The sequence below is a fragment of the Rhizobium sp. PvP014 genome (assembly GCF_017876855.1).
In the GTDB taxonomy this organism is placed as follows: Bacteria; Pseudomonadota; Alphaproteobacteria; order Rhizobiales; family Rhizobiaceae; genus Neorhizobium; species Neorhizobium soli.
In genome coordinates this window covers 1,121,346-1,136,172 of the sequence record NZ_JAGIOT010000002.1, presented here as the reverse complement: position 1 = coordinate 1,136,172, position 14,827 = coordinate 1,121,346, and the positions used below count along the sequence as shown (strand labels likewise).

General features: G+C 62.4%; 8 protein-coding genes. 6 read left to right on the top strand and 2 right to left on the bottom strand.

Annotation, left to right across the window (positions count from 1 at the left end):
• Positions 1–206 precede the first annotated feature (206 nt).
• Positions 207–1,022 carry a UDP-2,3-diacylglucosamine diphosphatase gene (locus tag J3A65_RS10130; RefSeq protein WP_209900996.1) on the top strand — a complete coding sequence of 272 codons (816 nt, stop codon included), beginning with the start codon at positions 207–209 and terminating at the stop codon, positions 1,020–1,022.
• Between the two features lie 24 nt (positions 1,023–1,046).
• Here the strand turns inward: J3A65_RS10130 and dgcA are convergent, their stop codons facing one another.
• Complete coding sequence (gene dgcA / locus J3A65_RS10125; protein WP_192076959.1) at positions 1,047–2,027, bottom strand: N-acetyl-D-Glu racemase DgcA; 981 nt, start codon at positions 2,025–2,027, stop codon at positions 1,047–1,049.
• Positions 2,028–2,145: 118 nt separating this feature from the next.
• On the opposite strand from dgcA, the gene J3A65_RS10120 reads away from it, so the two are divergent.
• The 5 genes from J3A65_RS10120 to J3A65_RS10100 all read left to right on the top strand — a co-directional run bounded on the left by J3A65_RS10120 (position 2,146) and on the right by J3A65_RS10100 (position 6,863).
• Positions 2,146–3,291, top strand: a complete 1,146-nt coding sequence (locus tag J3A65_RS10120; protein ID WP_348635211.1) for an ABC transporter permease — start codon at positions 2,146–2,148, stop codon at positions 3,289–3,291.
• Between the two features lie 11 nt (positions 3,292–3,302).
• Positions 3,303–4,148, top strand: coding sequence for an ABC transporter ATP-binding protein (locus J3A65_RS10115; RefSeq protein ID WP_244476144.1), 846 nt, complete (start codon positions 3,303–3,305; stop codon positions 4,146–4,148).
• A gap of 8 nt (positions 4,149–4,156) precedes the next feature.
• Positions 4,157–5,527: an MlaD family protein gene (locus J3A65_RS10110; protein WP_062456594.1), complete on the top strand. Its 1,371-nt coding sequence runs from the start codon at positions 4,157–4,159 to the stop codon at positions 5,525–5,527.
• Between the two features lie 37 nt (positions 5,528–5,564).
• Entirely contained in the window at positions 5,565–6,158 is a 594-nt protein-coding gene (locus J3A65_RS10105; protein ID WP_209900992.1) for an ABC-type transport auxiliary lipoprotein family protein, read from the top strand.
• A gap of 303 nt (positions 6,159–6,461) precedes the next feature.
• Positions 6,462–6,863 carry a hypothetical protein gene (locus tag J3A65_RS10100; RefSeq protein ID WP_209900990.1) on the top strand — a complete coding sequence of 134 codons (402 nt, stop codon included), beginning with the start codon at positions 6,462–6,464 and terminating at the stop codon, positions 6,861–6,863.
• A 371-nt stretch (positions 6,864–7,234) separates the two neighbouring features.
• On the opposite strand, the gene J3A65_RS10095 is transcribed toward J3A65_RS10100, so the two are convergent.
• Positions 7,235–14,590, bottom strand: coding sequence for a hypothetical protein (locus J3A65_RS10095; protein WP_209900988.1), 7,356 nt, complete (start codon positions 14,588–14,590; stop codon positions 7,235–7,237).
• Positions 14,591–14,827 lie beyond the last annotated feature (237 nt).

The following is a 14,827-nucleotide window of genomic DNA, read 5'->3' as shown; positions in this document are numbered from 1 at the left end:
CCTCGTATCGATTTCCGTCCTGACATGCGAGTCCCCTCCTTACATCAATCGATCCATCGAGAAACTACAATATTTGCGATGCTGTCGGATTTTGCCGCCGGTTTCGGGTGGTCGCCGACTGCGGCGATCGCGCCCCTGTCATCATCCTGAAACACGAGTCTGATTTTCGAAGGGTAGGACAAGGTAGGTAACGAAGGGACGTTTCCGTGGCCGATGCAATCGAGACAAGGCATTTCAGAACCCTGTTCATTTCGGACGTGCATCTCGGCTCCAAAGCCGCCCGCACGGACTTTCTGCTCGATTTCCTGCGCTACCACGAGGCGGAAACGATCGTGCTGGTCGGCGATATCGTCGACGGCTGGCGGTTGAAGCGCAGCTGGAACTGGCCGCAGGGCTGTAACGACGTGGTTCAGAAGCTTCTGCGCAAGGCGCGCAAGGGCACGCGGATCGTCTACATTCCGGGAAACCACGACGAATTCCTGCGCGATTTTCCCGGCATGCATTTCGGCGGTATCGAGGTCGCAGACCGAATGATCTACGAGATGGCAGACGGGCGGAAATACATGGTGCTGCACGGTGACGAGTTCGACGTCGTGGTGCGCAATGCGCGTCTGCTCGCCTATCTCGGTGACTGGGCCTATGATGCGGCAATCGCCATCAATGTCGGTCTTGCCGCGGTGCGCCGCCGCATCGGCCTGCCATACTGGTCATTCTCTGCCTGGGCGAAGCTGCAGGTGAAGCACGCCGTGAATTTCATCGGCGAGTTCCAGAAGGTTGTCGTCGACGAGGCACGCCGCAACAATGTCGACGGGATCATCTGCGGCCATATCCATCATGCTGTGATGGAAGACATCGACGGGATCCACTACGTCAACACGGGCGACTGGGTCGAAAGCTGCACGGCGATTGCCGAGCATCGTGACGGGACGCTGGAGCTGATCTCCTGGCAGAAGATCGCGAAGACCGCGGAAATCACGACGCTGCCGGCACCGGAGACGATCAGGGGCATGCAGGCCGCGTAACGGCCCGACGATGCAAGGGACTCATTATCCCCAGAGGTTCGTCCGGGGCGGATAGACCAGCGATCCGTCGTATCGCAGCCCGTCCGGGCGGTCTTGCGCCAGGAGTAACGGACCGTCGAGATCGGCGTAGTCGGCATCCTGCGCCAGAAGAACTGCGGGGGCCATGGCGAGCGACGTTCCGACCATGCAGCCGATCATGACGGCAAAGCCCAGTCGCTGCGCCTCCTCCTTCATGATCAGCGCCTCCGTCAGCCCACCGGTCTTGTCGAGCTTGATGTTGACGGCGTCGTAGCGGTTTCTCAAACTTGCAAGATCGCCGGTCGCGTGCACGCTTTCGTCAGCGCAGATCATCACCTTGCGGCGAATGGTGGCAAGGATTGCATCCTTGCCGGCTGGCAGCGGTTGCTCGATCAACGAGATACCGAGGGCGTCGGCCACATCCAGATGTCGGGCCAGATTGTCCTCTGTCCAACCCTCGTTGGCATCGACGATCAGACGCGAATCGGGCGCTGCCTGCCTCACCGCCCGCATTCGACTTTCGTCATCGTCTGTGCCGAGCTTGACCTTGAGGAGAGGGCGAGCCGCATTCCTGCGCGCATCCTCTGCCATTGCCTCCGGCTCGCCAAGCGACAGCGTGAAGGCGGTGATGAGCGGCTTTTCGGCAGCATCAATCATCGATGCCACCGAACGGCCAAGGCTTTTGGCTTCCAGATCCCACAAGGCGCAGTCCACCGCGTTGCGGGCGGCTCCCGGTCGCAGGCGCGTCTGCAGTGTGTGGCGATCCATGCCATCGTGCATCATCGAAGCAAGGGAGTTGATCTCGTCGAGGACGCCTTCGGTTGTTTCACCGTAGCGTTTGTAGGGAACGCATTCGCCCCGGCCGGTCAGGCCGTCGCGGGTGATCGCACAGGTCACCACCTCGGCTTCTGTCTTGGAACCGCGGGAAATCGTAAACACCCCCGCGATCGGGAATTTCTCGATTGTTGCTTCGAAGTGACGCGTCATGGTTTTCCACCTGGGCGTTGTGGCAAATCCGTTCAGGGTCGCTATATTGCCGCTCTCAGTGCTGCGATCAACAGCAGATCGCAGCCGCGTGCTGCTTAACCTAAGCCGAAAGAAACCTGTGCCGTCACAACCTGCCGAAATCAAAGCCGAAGACCTGCCCGGCGGCGATGGCGAGCGCTACATTCTGGCCGGAGAATGGCGCAATCATTCGATTTCGCCGGTCCTCAAGGCGTTTGGCGATCTTGAAAAGAGCAGCGGGTCTGGATCCCTCGAGATCGACGTTTCGGCGATCGACGGAATCGATACATCCGGTGCCTGGCTGATTCGCCGTCTTCTGTCGGCAAAAGCCGAGCAGGGTCGCGACGCGAAGTTGGTCGGGGCGGAAGGGACGATCGAGGAACTGGTTGGCGCCCTGCCGGAAAAGACCCCGGCACCGCCGCCCAACGATCAGGACAAGCGGTCGCTGTTTGATCGCGTGTTCAGCCCGGTCGGCAAGACGATGACGGAATTTGCCGGTGACTTCGTCGCCGCCATGCACATTCTCGGCTCGGCGGTCCGTGGCGCACAGCTGAAATTCGGCCGCGGATCCGGCGTTTCTCCGGCATCCGTCGTGACGCATATCGACCGGATGGGCGTGCGTGCGGTGCCGATCATCCTGCTGATGTCGTTTCTGATCGGCGCCATCATTGCCCAGCAGGGCGCTTTCCAGCTCCGGTATTTCGGGGCAGAAATCTTCGTCGTCGACTTGGTCGGCATTCTGCAGCTTCGCGAAATCGGCGTTCTGATCACTGCGATCATGATCGCCGGCCGTTCGGGCAGCGCGATCACCGCCGAAATCGGCTCCATGAAGATGCGCGAGGAGATCGACGCGCTGACCGTCATCGGCCTTAATCCCGTCGGTGTGCTCGTGTTCCCGCGCCTTGTCGCTCTGACGATCGCACTGCCGCTCCTGACCATCGTCGCGAACCTGTCGGCCCTCTACGGCGCTGCGGTGATCACGCTGGTCTATTCCGGCATCACATTCGATACGTTCCTGTCGCGCCTCAAGGAGGCGGTCGACTTCTCGTCGGTGGCCTCAGGCATGATCAAGGCGCCGTTCATGGCGCTGGCAATCGGCATCGTGGCGGCTGTCGAGGGAATGAAAGTTGGCGGCAGCGCAGAATCGCTCGGCCAGCACGTCACCTCGTCGGTGGTGAAATCGATCTTCGCGGTGATCCTGATCGACGCGATGTTTGCGATTTTCTATTCCGCGATCGATTTTTGATGGGGACCGGCGTGGAAGACGTTCAAACCTTTGACAATACCAAACCCGCGGAGACGAAGAGCGACGAGCGCAAGGTCGTGCTGTCGGTCAAGGATCTGACGGTCGGCTTCGGCTCGAAGCTCGTGCTGGACAATCTGAACCTCGATATTTACCGGGGCGAGATCCTCGGCTTCGTAGGAGCGTCGGGCACCGGTAAGTCGGTGCTGATGCGCACGGTTCTCAGATTGCTGCCGCAGCGCTCAGGTACGATCGAGATCCTCGGAGTTGATTATGCCACCGCCGACGAACAGCAGCGCGTGGCGCTCGATACGCGGCTCGGCGTGCTGTTCCAGCACGGTGCGCTGTTTTCGGCGCTGACGGTGAAAGAAAACATCCAGCTGCCAATGCGCGAGTATCTCGATCTGCCGCAGTCGCTGATGGACGAACTCGCCTATGTGAAGCTTGAGATGGTGGGCCTGCCGCCCGATGCGGCCGACAAGTATCCGTCGGAACTCTCTGGCGGCATGATCAAGCGCGCAGCCCTTGCGCGCGCTCTGGCGCTCGACCCCGATCTGGTTTTCCTCGACGAGCCCACATCCGGCCTCGATCCCATCGGCGCTGCCGATTTCGATGCCTTGATTGCAAGGTTGCGCGATACGCTTGGGCTCACCGTCTACATGGTGACCCACGACCTCGACAGCCTGTTTTCCGTTTGTGATCGCATTGCCGTGCTTGGGCAGAAACGGGTCTTGGTGGAAGGCACGCTTGAGGATATGTTCGCCTTCGACGATCCGTGGGTTCAGTCCTATTTCAAGGGCAAGCGCGCGCGTTCCGTCGTGACCGATGAGACCAGGCCCGACGGCGAATCTGAGAAGTGATGTAACCTATGGAAACTAAAGCAAATTACGCCCTCGTTGGCTTTTTTACCTTGCTGGTAATGGCTGCCGCTTTCGGGTTCGTCTACTGGATGGCTTCGTCCGGCCGGGGAGGCCCCACGGCTGAGCTGGCGATTCGCATTCCGGGCTCCGCAAACGGTCTTTCCGTTGGTTCGGCGGTGCGCTTCAACGGCATCCCAGTCGGCTCCGTGCGCAGCCTCAGCATCGACCCGGATGATCCGCGCTACTCGATCGCGTTCACCGAAGTGCGCGCCGACGCACCTGTCTACCAGTCGACCAAGGCCGTTCTGGAAGTTCAGGGCCTGACGGGCGCTGCCTATGTGGAAATGTCGGGTGGTGCCAAGGGTGAAGAAAACATCCTGCAGAAGGCGATCGAGAGTGGCCGTCCTGCGGTGCTGATCGCCGACCAGTCGAGCGTGACCAACCTTCTTGCGACCGCCGACAAGATCCTCGACCGGGCCGACCAGGCGATCGGCGACATCCAGGGATTTGTCGGGGACGCACGTGGTCCGCTGACGCAGACCATTCGCAACGTCGAGACGTTTACGGCTGCGCTCAGCAACAATTCGGACAGCATCGACAAATTCCTGAACAGCCTCTCGACGCTGTCGGCGACGGTCGATCGCGTCTCCGGCACGTTGAACTCGACGCTCGAAGCAGCCGACCAGCTGGTACGGGCAATCGATGCGGAGCGCGTCAATCAGGTTGTCACGAACGCCGAACGGGTGACTCGCAACATTGCCAATGCCTCGGACAACTTCGGCCCTCTGGTGCAGAACGTGACTCAGGCGGCTGCGAGCTTCCAGCAGGCAGGCGTCGATGCGCAGAGCGCCCTGAAACGCGCCGATACGCTGATGGCGGCCGTCGACGTCAATCAGGTCGGCGCAACGATCCGCAACATCTCGTCGGCATCCGAAGACGCACGCCAGACGCTCAGCTCGGCGCGCGACGTGATCGACGACGTGTCGCGCCGCCGCGACGACATCAACGGTGCGATCTCCAACTTCACGGACATGTCGACCAAGCTCAACAACGCTTCGAACCGCGTCGACGGAATTCTGGCGAAGGTGGACGGGCTGGTCTCCAGCGACGACTCGCAGGGTCTGTTTGCCGAGGCGCGCAAGACGCTCGAATCCTTCCGCACCGTCGCCGACAATATCAATTCGCGCGTTGGACCGATTGCCGACAACCTGTCGCGCTTTTCGTCCGGTGGCCTGAGAGACATCCAAACGCTGATCAACGACACGCGCGGAACCGTGCAGTCGCTCAATCAGGCAATCAGCAATTTTGACCAGAACCCCCAGCGCCTGATCTTCGGCGGCGAAACGGTGAAAGAGTACGATGGCAGGACACGGCGCTAACATGCGGGGAGTTCAGGGTTTCATGCAAGGATCTGCGATGCTTCGCGTCATCCGCCATCCGATCATCATCGCAGCCCCTTTGATGGCAGCACTTCTGGCCGGTTGTGGCAGCAAGGCGAACAACGACACGTTCGACCTGTCGATCACGCCGATGGCGAGCGGAGCAACCGCGAAGAGCCGGCAAATCCTGGTGCCTGAACCGACTGCGGTCAAGATGCTCAACAGCGACCAGGTCGTTGTGCGTATTTCGCCCTCCGAGGTTCAGTATCTGGCCAATTCCCGCTGGGGTGACAGGCTTCCGGCACTGGTCCAGTCGAAGCTGGTCGAAGCGTTCGAAAACTCCGGACGGGTTGGCGGCGTCGGCAAGCCGGGGCAGGGTCTGGCGATCGACTATCAGGTCGTAACCGATATCCGCAGCTTCGAGGTGGTGACTGAGGGCAACAGGCTTGCCACGGTGGAGATCTCGGCAAAGCTCTTGAACGACCGCAACGGCAGCGTTCGTGCCCAGACCGTCTTCAAGGCAACGGTGCCGGTCGCCGGAACCGAGAACCGCCGCTTCATCGAAGCGCTGGACAAGGCATTTGCACAGGTCGGCGCGAATATTGTCGACTGGGCTCTCAAGGCCATGTGATCCTTTTCGCGCGGGGACGACCCGCGCGATATCGGCCTGGCGGAGACTTCTCTGCCGAACAATTCGCGGCAGAGAAGCACTTTCCTGCAGTACGTAATCTTACCCGAGCGAACGCTACCCAAGGGCGCTGGCGGTGAAGCTTGGCGATGGTCCCAAGCATCGCGTTAGGATGCCCACCCGGCTCCCGGACCCGCTCTGCCAGCTGAGCGATACGATACTGGTTCCAGCCCTAAGATCCCTCGCAAGTCCTGCCATGTGTCTTTGACAGCTGGCTTCGCAATCCGAACTAATAGCCTGGCCGTTATGGCGTTGACCTGTGGTGTGAACAGCGCTCCGATCCCGGTTGCCTCTCATGAGAGCCAAGCGAATGACTGGCGTCCGATCCCCGTCTATCTTTTCAGGCAATCCGGTTTTGCTCCCTCCGGTGACACCGTGGTCAGCGTTGCACCGTTGCAAAGTGTCGTAGCGGTTTATGGCGCAGGCGGCGTGGTGGGCGAAGGTGGTCTGGCTTCTGCCATTGGCGGCGCCGTGGTGTTTCGCAACGATGTCTCCGGCGCGTGCTATATCGGCGTCTGGGACGCCCGGAACGCGTCACGCTTTCGCAGCGACCTTCGTCCACGGATGGAGATCATTCTCCTCAGGCACGCGCCCGATGCGCGGCTCAGTTTCTGGGGCGCGGCAAAAGAGCGGCCGTTGAGGAACTGAGTAGAAAGAGGGCCAGACTCAGGTTCGCTCCGATGTAGTGCAGCCCATCGAAAGCCGGCTTGATGGGCGACTGAGCGTTCTGTGAAGAGTACTGGCGAAAAACTCCGCAGGTCGGTTTGGAAACTGAGCCTGTCACCAAACTCCTCTCATCCTCGCCCTTGTGGCGGGGATCCAGTCAGCTCGTGTCCTTGAGCTGAAGGAGTCTGTGACCCCAACAGCCCTCGTGCCGCTGGAATTTCGGCACAAGGGCTGGGATGAGGGACGTCGGGGTATCCCTCTCGCCAACAGCTTTTTCAGGGTTTATCCGCCAACGAAAAAGCCGCCCCGAAAGGCGGCTTCTTGTATTCGGCATTCCCTGCGGAATGGATCGATCAGCTGAAACGTCCGGCCGCGTGGGCGAGCATGGTGTAGACCTTGCCCGTATCCGAGGTCAGGTAGCTCTGGGTGACCGTCTTGTCGCGATCTGTGCGGGCAACATCGGCGAGCAGCTTTTCGAAATCGGCGATGTAGCGATCGACGGCGGTGCGGAATTCCGGCTCGCGTTCGTATTTCCGCTTGATGTCGTCGAACGTCTGCTGGCCCTTCAGCGTGTAGAGGCGGCGTGTGAACACGTCGCGCTCGCCGCGCTGGTAACGGCGCCAGAGGTCGACCGAGGCGTCGTGATCGATCGCGCGGGCGATGTCGACCGACAGAGAGTTGAGCGATTCCACCATGTGGCGCGGGTTGCGGTTGTCGCCGTTGGTGCGAACCGGCTGGGCCGGTTCGGCTGCTGTCGGGCGTGCAGCCTGCTGCGGCTGGCGAGCAACTGTGCCTGATGTATCGTCACGCGATGCACCGCGAAGGAGATCGCTGATCCAGCCGCCTTCACCTGGACGCTGCGTTGCTTCAGGTGCGCGGGAGACCGGGGCCTGAGGCTGTGCGAGAACCTGCGTTACCGGTGGCGTCTGTGACGGCGCCTGGGCAACCGGCTTGCTGACGCCCTGTGCGATGCTCGGCGTCGGACGATCGAGTGGCAGACTGTCACGAAGGACAGACGAGCCAAACGGTGCGCTCGTCGCGGCGGCTGGTGCCGTCGGGGCTGCAGGGCGCGGGGCCGCCGGCTGCGGAGCCGGCTGGGCGACCGGAGCAGGGCGCGACATTGCAACCGGCTCGGACACGTCGAGGCTCTGGGCGGACCGGCCGACTAGCTGCGAGATGTCCTGCAGGGCCTTGATCTGTTCAGCCACTGCACGGCGCATGGCGGCTGCGCTTTCCTTGGCTTCTTCGGGCAGATCGAACGCGCCGCGCTTCAGTTCGGTGCGAGTCGCATCGAGTTCCTGGCGAATGTCCTGGGCCGAGCGGCGGATCTCGTCGGTTGCGCCGGTAAAGCGGCCGATCGCCTCTTCAACGGAAACCCGCAGCGTATCGCGCAACTGCTGGGCTGCGCCATCGGTGCGGTTTGCGGCGTCGGCCAGCAGGCGCTCAATGTCGCCCATCGAACCGGTGATGCTGCCGCGCAGGCGTTCGGAGAGATCGCGGGCGCGTGTTTCGGCATCCGACAGTGTCGTCTCGATGGCGCGGCTTGCCTCGTTGCCAGCCTCGCTCAGCGTCTCGCGCATAGCCTGGGCCGTGAGGTTGGCACGCTGCTGGGTTTCGCCCAGGCCGCGACCGATATCGGCGAAGGAAGCGTGCAGGCTTTCGCGCAGTGATGCGCCGATCTGCGAGGTGCGATCTTCGGCGCGGGTAAAGGCGCCATCGACGAGGGAGGTCAGACCATTGAGCGTGCCTTCGATTTCCTCCGAACGCTTGACGAGACCGGCAGAGAGCGTGCGAAGCGCGGTCTGGCGTTCGTCGAGCGTGCTTGCAAGGTTCGACTGGGCAGCGCCGAGCAGCTCGGACGCCTGAGCGAGAACCTTGGAGTGATCGTCGAAGCGACCGACGATGCCGCCGACCTGGCTGAGCGTCTGGCCGGAAATGCTGACCAGGCGATCGATGTTGTTTTCGAGCAGGCGGCTCGAACCATGCACGAGGTCGGCCGCGCTGTTGGCCGACTCGGCAAAGCGGTTGGCGGTCGCATCGAGCTTCTGATCGGCGTCGGACAGCTGTTCGCTGACGCGGTCCGCTGCCTGGCCGAGATTGCGGGCGGCCTGTTCGACCAGCGATGCGATGCCCGAATTGCTTTCGGCAAGGCGCTCGATCAGGCTGTTGACGTTTGCCGACAGGCTCTGCTCGACGGCGCGCATGGCACCGGTGGCATTCTCTGTCCGCTGGCTGATGGCGGCGAGCGTCTCGTTGGTGCGGGCGGAAATCGCCTCCACCAGTGCGTCGTTCTCGTTGCGGATGCGGTCGGTCGTATCGCGGGCGGCCGTGGAAAGGCGCTCGGCGCTTTCCTGTGCGGCCTGGCTGATGCGCTCGGCGGCGGACCGGCCGGTCTCGGCATATTCCTCGACCAGCGGCCGTGCCTTTTCGTCGATCAGCTTGGAGAGTTCGGCCGAACGGCTTGAGAGCATCGAGTTCAGGTCGCGGGTGCGGCTGTCGAGCGACGAGCGGATCGATTCTCCACGGGCAGCGAGCGCTTTGTCGACGGCCGAAAGAGCGCTGTCGAGTTCGCCTGCGGTTTCGGCAAGCGTGTCGCGCAGAGACGTGCCGCGGGCATCGAGCGCCTTTTCGGCATCGCCAAGCGCTTCCGAAATCGCGTTGACCTGCTTCTTCACCAGGCTGTCTGCTTCGGCGACCTTGTGGACGATCGCGTTGCCGGCTTCCGAGAAGGCCTGCGCCACGGTTGCCGCCTGACCGGCAAGCCGGTTCTGGGTTTCCGAAATGCGGTCGACGATATCGTTGGAGCGCTGTTCGATCGAGCGGGCAAACTCATCGTTGCGGGTGCTGAGTTCTTCCGTGAAGTCTGCGCCGGCGCGGGCAAGAAGCTCTGCCGAACGGCTGGCTTCGCTATCCATGCCCTGCGCTGCGGCGCTGACAGCGTCGCGCAGGCTGGATGCGAGGCCAACTGCCTTGCCTTCGATGGTGCGCGACACGGCGTCGAGGCCGACGGTGAGCGCCCGGTCCATGGTGCCGAGGCGTTCCTCGATGCGGGCGGTGCGTGTATCCAGCGTTTCGGCGATCCGATCCGATGTTTCGGATCCGATGCGCTCAAATTCCTGCGTGCGGGATGCGAGCGCCTGATTGATGCGGTCTGCAGTTTCTCCCGACAAGCGCTCCAGTTCGGCCGTGCGATCACTCATCACGGTTGAAACGCGATCGGTCGCAAGGCTGGTAACGCGCTCCAGTTCCGCGGTGCGGGCGCCGAGTGCATCGGCGATACTGTTGCCGGCCGTGTCGACCAGGCTGGTCGCATTGCCCAGTTCCGAGCGGATGCGTTCTTCCAGACCACCGAAAGTCGTCTCTATCCGGGTGCCGGCGCCATCGAGGGCGGTAGAAACGCCGCCGACAGTTTCTTCGACGCGGCTCGAGAATCCCTCTGCGGAGGCTGTGATTTCGCGGGCGGCTTCGTTGAGCTGGCCTGCAATCGCGCCGACGTTTTCGCGAAGACGCGTTTCCAGGTTTTCACCGGCGCCGTCGATCGTGGCGCGCAGCGATTCCTGCTGGGCTTCGAGGGACATTTCCAGCATGCCGGCGCTGGTTGCGATGGTGGCGCCGATCGATGTTGCCTGATCCAGCATCAAGTCGGCCAGATGGTTTTGCGCATTGGTGAGCGTGCTGGCAATCAGGCCGCCGCGATCGTCGAGTGTCGAGCGAATGCGATCGTAGCCGCCATCGAGTGTAGACGAGAGCTGGCGGTTTGCCGTGTCGAGCGTCTCGGCCATCTGACCGTGTGCCGTCGTGACCTTTTCGGATATGTCGCGGCTTGCGGTATCGACGACGCCGGAGATCTGTACGGCAGCGGTGCCGACCGTGTCGCTGATGGTGCGGGTTGCTCCATCCAAGGTCGAGGCGATGTTGCGCGTTGCGTCGCCGACGGACTGGGAGATGTTCTGGGCGCCCGAACCGACCGTCGAGGAAATCTCGTAGTTGGCGGCGCCGAGCGTCTGCGCGATGTCCTGTCCGGCTGTGGCAAGCGTATCGGCGAGCTGCTGGTGACCGAGGCCGATCGTTGCAGCAATCCGCTGCTGGGTGGCGTCGAAGGTTTCGTCCATCCGCTGCAGGCCATCGGCCATGCCGGTTTCGAAGCGGCTGGTGCCATCGGTGAGGGCGGATTCAATACGTGTGGCTGCGCCACCGACCGAGTTTTCGAGACGAGCGCTGCCACCGTCGAGGATGCGGGACAGTTCCGCAGCCTGGGTTTCGAGCGTGATGTCGAGGCCGAGCTGGCCGTCCTGGTAGGCACTGCGGATTGCATCCGTGCGATCTGCAAACGCGCTTTCGATGCGTTCCGCTGCACCGCCGACGGATGTCTCAAGCTCCGCGCTGCCGGACTGGATGATGCGCGACAGTTCCGAGGCGTGGGTCTCGAGCGTGATGTCGAGGCCGAGCTGGCCTTCCTGATAGGCGCTGCGGATGGCATCGGTACGATCGGCAAAGGCGCTTTCGATGCGCTGGGCTGCACCGCCGACGGACGTCTCAAGCTTCTCGCTACCGCCCTGGATGATGCGGGTGAGTTCCGAAGCGTGCGTTTCGAGTGTGATGTCGAGGCCGAGCTGGCCTTCCTGATAGGCGGTGCGGATCGCATCGGTACGATCGGCAAAGGCGCTTTCGATACGCTGGGCTGCGCCGCCGACGGATGTCTCAAGCTTCTCGCTGCCGCCTTCGATGATGCGGGTGAGTTCCGAAGCGTGCGTTTCGAGTGTGATGTCGAGGCCGAGCTGACCTTCCTGATAGGCAGTGCGGATTGCGTCGGTACGATCTGCGAACGCCGTTTCGATACGCTGGGCTGCGCCGCCGACGGATGTCTCAAGCTTCTCGCTGCCGCCTTCGATGATGCGGGTGAGTTCCGAGGCATGCGTTTCGAGCGAGATGTCGAGACCGAGCTGACCTTCCTGATAGGCGTTGCGGATCGCTTCGGTACGATCGGCGAAGGCGCTCTCGATGCGCTGGGCTGCGCCGCCGACGGATGTCTCAAGCTTCTCGCTGCCGCCTTCGATGATGCGGGTGAGTTCCGAGGCATGCGTTTCGAGTGTAATGTCGAGACCGAGCTGACCTTCCTGATAGGCGTTGCGGATCGCGTCGGTGCGATCGGCAAAGGCAGCTTCAATGCGGCCGGCAACCCCTTCTACGGAATTCTCGAGGCGTTCGCTGCCGCCGTCGAGAATGCGCGCCAGTTCCGAGGTCTGGGTCGCAAGCGTGATGTCGAGACCAATCTGGCCGTCCTGATAGACGCTGCGGATTGCTTCGGTGCGCTCGGCCAACGTGGCTTCGATCCGTTCGGCTGCACCGCCGACAGACTTATCGAGCCGTTCGCTGCCGCTGTCGATGATGCGGGAAAGCTCGGAGACGTGGCTTTCGAGCGAGAGATCGAGACCGAGCTGGCCGTCCGTATAGGCCGTGCGGATTGCTTCGGCGCGAGCGGCGAACGTGTGTTCGATACGGCTGTCTGCATCCGATACGGCGCCGATCAGAGCTGCCGTCTTTTCTTCGAGTGCGCCTGTGAGGCGATCTTCGTGCAGGGCAAGCGAAGTCGCGATGTCCATCGACCGGTCATCGAAGATCTCAGCGAGGCGGTCGCGGTTGGCGGCAAGCGTCGTGTCGAGGCTCGTCACCTTGCGCTCCAGTTCGCTGCCGAGCCGGATCTCGCTGTCGGACAGCGCCTTCGACAGGACTTCAGTCTTGTCGTCGAACATCGAGGACAGGCGCTCGGGTGTTCCCGACATCAGCTCGCTGATTGCCGAGGTGCGGCTGTCGAGGACTTCTGCAAGACGATCGTGGCTGCCGGTGACCGCATCGATGAGGGCGTCCGCGCGCGAACCGACGGCGTCCTCGAAACGGGCCTGGCTATCGGAGAGTGCGGCGGCGAGTGCCGTGCCGCGTTCGACCATGACGGCATCGACCTTGTTATGGGCGTCGCCGAAGCTGTGGCTGATTTCGTTGCTGCGGGCAGCAAGCGCATCGGAAAATTCGCGGGCGCGGTTTTCGAGCATGGAGTCCAGCACTTCCTGGCCGGTTCCAAGCGTGGTGGCGAGCGCAAGGGACTGGTCGGTCAGTGCATTGCCGATCCGGTCGATGCTGGACGACAGGATGCCTTCGATCGCATCCGAACCGCCGGCGACGGTTTCGTTGATGCGGGCAAGGCTGTCCATCAGTTTGCTGTCGAGCGTGCCGGCGCGCTGGTCGAATGCCGTGGTAAACTGCGACAGGCCGTCGTCGAAGGTTGCCGAAAGCTGGCCAACGGTTGCCTGGAGACGGTCTTCGAACAGGCCGGAGCGGAGGTCGAGATCCATGATCGCGTCGTCGGAAGCGGTCTGCAGGCTCTGACGGAAGGTGGCGCTCTTCTGGTCGAGCGAGCGGTTGAGCGCGGCGATTGCCGTGTCCAGCGTGCCGCCGAGCGTCTTCTCGCTGTCATTCAGACCCTCGGTGATTTCGCGGGTGCGGGCAAGCAGCGTCTCGTTGAGCTGACGGGTGCGGTCGGCGAGGGCGGCGTTCAGCTTTTCGGTGTTGGCATCGATGGTCGACGCACGGGTTTCGAACTGGCCGAGCAATTCCTGACCGCGTTCGGACATGGTCGATGTGAGCGTGTCGAGGCGGATATCGAACTCGGTGGCCAGAGCGATACCGGACGATGCCAGGCTCGAGACGAGGTTTTCGGCACGGGCGGCCATCAGGGAGCTGAGCGCTTCACCGGCAGCGTCGGATTTTGCGATGAGAGACGCGGCGCGGGTGTCGATCATCGAGGCAAAGGCCTCGCCTGACGTGGCAAGGCGAACGGAGATCTCCTCTGTCGACAGCGACAGGTCTTCCTTCAGCTGCTCGTGCACGCCGACGATCGAGGAGCGGATACGTTCCGCATGGTTGACGATCGCGTCGCGCTCGGCACCGAGTTCATGCACCAGGCCGCGGACGCGCAGCTCGTTGTCTGTATAGCTGCGTTCCAGCGCGTTGACTTCGGAATGAACCAGCGTTTCCAGCTCGGAAGCACGCGCAATGGTGCGCTCGATGCCTTCGTTCATCGCAGACACTTCGCGACGGACAGCCTGGCCGACCGACATGATGCGCTCGGAGGCAATGGTTTCCGGTTCGGAGAGACGCAGGGCCACTTCCGCCATCGAGCGGGCCGCATTGCGCAGATCGGCAGCTCTCGCCATCATGATCGCGAAGGCGAAGAACAGCATGATCGGCAGCAGGATGCCGACGACGAGGGCGACGATTCCCGGTGCAGCGAGGACGCCGGCGACCGAGGTGAATTCCCACAGCTGGCTGCCGTAGATCAGCTGGCCGAGACCGATACCCGCAACAACCCAGAAGAACGAGATAATGGCGGCATTGCGGACGGCGCTCTTGATCGAGCCGCCTTCGAGCGAACGAAGAATCGCATTCGGGGTGCGGCGACCGGCATCATTGGCCGGCTCGAAAGCGGGCTGTCGGGCTGTCGTTTCGGGACCGGCCTGACGAGGCGGGGCGGATTGCGAATTTTGTGAGGACGATGGGGAGCGCTGCCTTGGCGTATCCGACACTCTGGTCTCCGAAGCGGTCTGAGTTGGTCGGGCGCGAGGCTGCTCGCCGTTGAAGTCGATCTTCAGCGCTTCTTCCAGTGCCTGGAAAGCCGTCTCATCGACCGACTCGCTGCTCGTTTTCTTCGCCATGCGGTTACGCCTCGTTACACTCACCCGGCGCTTTCGTTCCAGCTCTGCCGCCTGCAGGCTGGAAGTCGGGTCGCCGACCGGAACCCGGCCCGTGCGTCATGCTGGCCGCAATTCCACTTTACTCACAATTCGAACGGCCGTTGTTGCAAACGGATGATAATGAAAGCTTACCACCGTTCCGCCGTCAGACGCAGGATGGTTTCCACACCCATCTCAACCGTCCTGTAGTGACACATT

Coding starts and splice junctions, on each gene's coding strand:
- J3A65_RS10095 (WP_209900988.1), bottom strand. CDS start 14,590: ATGGCGAAGAAAACGAGCAGCGAGTCGGTCGATGAGACGGCTTTCCAG.
- dgcA (WP_192076959.1), bottom strand. CDS start 2,027: ATGACGCGTCACTTCGAAGCAACAATCGAGAAATTCCCGATCGCGGGG.
- J3A65_RS10110 (WP_062456594.1), top strand. CDS start 4,157: ATGGAAACTAAAGCAAATTACGCCCTCGTTGGCTTTTTTACCTTGCTG.
- J3A65_RS10100 (WP_209900990.1), top strand. CDS start 6,462: ATGGCGTTGACCTGTGGTGTGAACAGCGCTCCGATCCCGGTTGCCTCT.
- J3A65_RS10105 (WP_209900992.1), top strand. CDS start 5,565: ATGCTTCGCGTCATCCGCCATCCGATCATCATCGCAGCCCCTTTGATG.